Origin of the sequence: Paenibacillus sp. EKM10P, from assembly GCF_011800655.1 — a bacterium.
Classification (GTDB): domain Bacteria; phylum Bacillota; class Bacilli; order Paenibacillales; family Paenibacillaceae; genus Paenibacillus; species Paenibacillus polymyxa.
In genome coordinates this window covers 1-2,369 of record NZ_JAALET010000035.1, presented here as the reverse complement: position 1 = coordinate 2,369, position 2,369 = coordinate 1, and the positions used below count along the sequence as shown (strand labels likewise).

1 protein-coding gene is annotated in these 2,369 nt (G+C 53.6%); it reads left to right on the top strand.

Annotated features, from left to right (window positions below; genetic code table 11):
- Positions 1-2,369 (top strand): condensation domain-containing protein (locus HFE01_RS26255; protein ID WP_243208282.1); only part of this gene is annotated, 2,369 nt, incomplete at both ends.

Here is a 2,369-nt window from a genome sequence, read left to right as displayed (position 1 = left end):
GTCAAAATCCGGGGCTACCGGATTGAACTAGGCGAGATTGAAACGGCGATCCAGCGGGTACCGGGTGTGCGTCAAGCTGTAGTCATCGACCGGACGGACGAGCGTGGACACAAGTATTTGTGCGGATACATCACGGGAGAAGCCGAGCTGCGGATCGAGGAAGTACAGGCCGCGCTGGAAGCCGGACTGCCAGCGCACATGGTGCCAGCACGGCTCATGCGACTGGAGACGATCCCGCTGACCCGCAACGGCAAAATCGACCGCAAGGCCCTGCCAGAGCCAGAAGGCAGCATCCATACGGGAGCAGCCTATGTGGCACCGCGTACTACGGTGGAGCAGGTACTGGCTGCGGTATGGGCCGCAGTGCTTGGCGTGGATGCCGTAGGCACGCAGGATAACTTCTTTGAGCTAGGCGGCGATTCGATCAAGGCCTTGCAAGTATCCTCCCGCTTGCTGCAAGCAGGTTATCGACTGAACATGAAAGACCTCTTCAGCCATCCGACGGTAGCGGCACTCAGTCCATTACTTCGTACCGATGGCAAGGTGGCCAGTCAGGAAGAGGTCGTAGGCCAGGTGGAACTGACACCTATTCAGCGCTGGTTCTTCGAGCAGCAGCCGGCTGATCTGCACCACAGCAACCAGGCGATGATGCTGTACCGAGCTGGGGGCTTTGACGTTGACGCGCTGCGCCGTACGATGGACCGTATGGTCCAGCATCATGACGCATTGCGCACGGTATTCCGTGAGACGGAGCAAGGCTATGTTGCTTGGAACCGCAGTGTAGAGGAAGGCGAGCTATACACGCTGGACATTGTAGATTTCAGCAGAGTGGAAGATGAATCCAGCGCTATCGAAGCCAAGGCGAGTGAAATTCAAGCCAGCATTCATTTGAGCGAGGGTCCGCTGGTGAAGCTCGGTCTGTTCCATTGCGCGGAGGGCGACCATGTATTAATCGTCATTCATCATTTGGTGGTGGACGGTGTATCATGGCGTATTTTGCTGGAGGATTTGGCATCCGGTTATGAGCAGGCTGTTGCAGGTCAAACCGGCACAGCTATTCGGCTGCCGCATAAAACAGATTCGTTCCAGGTATGGGCCAAACAACTGTCAGCCTACGCCAACAGTGCAACGATGGAGCAGGAGCTGGCTTACTGGCAGCATATCGAACAAGCCGAAGCAAGCCTTGCGAAGCCTTTGCCGAAGGATTTTGCGAATGATAATGCACGGCTGGGAGACAGTGAGGTGGTGACGGTCCGCTGGACGAAGCAGGAGACTGAGCAGCTGCTCAAACAAGCTCATCGTGCGTACAACACGGAAATGAATGACCTGTTGCTGGCGGCGCTTGGAAAAGCGGTGTATGACTGGTCGGGTTCCGAACGGGTACTGGTCAATCTGGAGGGCCATGGACGGGAAGCCATTGTACCGGATGTGGATATTACGCGTACGGTCGGCTGGTTTACAAGCCAGTTCCCGGTTGTCCTGGATGGAAGTCTGGGACAAGGGGGACATACTGCTCGTCTGATCAAGCGGACCAAGGAAGGGCTGCGTCATATTCCGCAAAAAGGCATCGGCTATGGCATTTTACGCTACCTGTCGGATCTAAATGTGCTAGAGAAAGCAGGCGTGCAGTTACAGGCTCAACCTGAGATCAGTTTTAACTATTTGGGCCAATTCGATCAGGATTATAAAGGCAACGATTTACAGCCTTCATCCTATTCCATCGGTGTGCCTGTCAGCACGAACGCGACTATGGATTTTGCACTGGATATCAACGGATTAATCGAGGATGGCGAGTTGGTGTTCACGATTCGCTACGGTACAACACAGTTCCGTCATGAAACGATGGAGCGGCTGGGAGAACTGCTGGCATCTGGCTTGCGTGAAGTCATTCATCATTGCGTCACCCAAGAAAGAACAGTGCTGACTCCAAGTGATGTGCTGTTAAACCATGTAACGCTGGACGAACTGGAGCAATTGGTGGAAGATACGCGGGATCTGGGCGAGCTGGAAAATGTGTATGCTTTGACGCCGATGCAAAAGGGTATGCTCTTTTTCAGCCTGATGGATGAGAATTCGGCGGCTTATTTTGAGCAAGCATCCTTTGAGCTGAATGGGCGCTTCGATGTGGTTACTTTCGGTAAAAGCTTGGATCTGCTTGTACAGCGTCATGAAGCATTACGGACGAACTTTATCAACTCATGGAAGGATGAGCCTGTGCAGGTCGTCTTCCGCAATCGCAGCGGACAATTATATTATGAAGACCTGCGAGGACTAGAAAAAGAGGAACGAAAAGCGCGTGTGGAGGCTTTTACCCTTGCCGATAAAGCGAAGGGATTTAATCTCGCAGAGGATGCACTCCTTCGTATCTC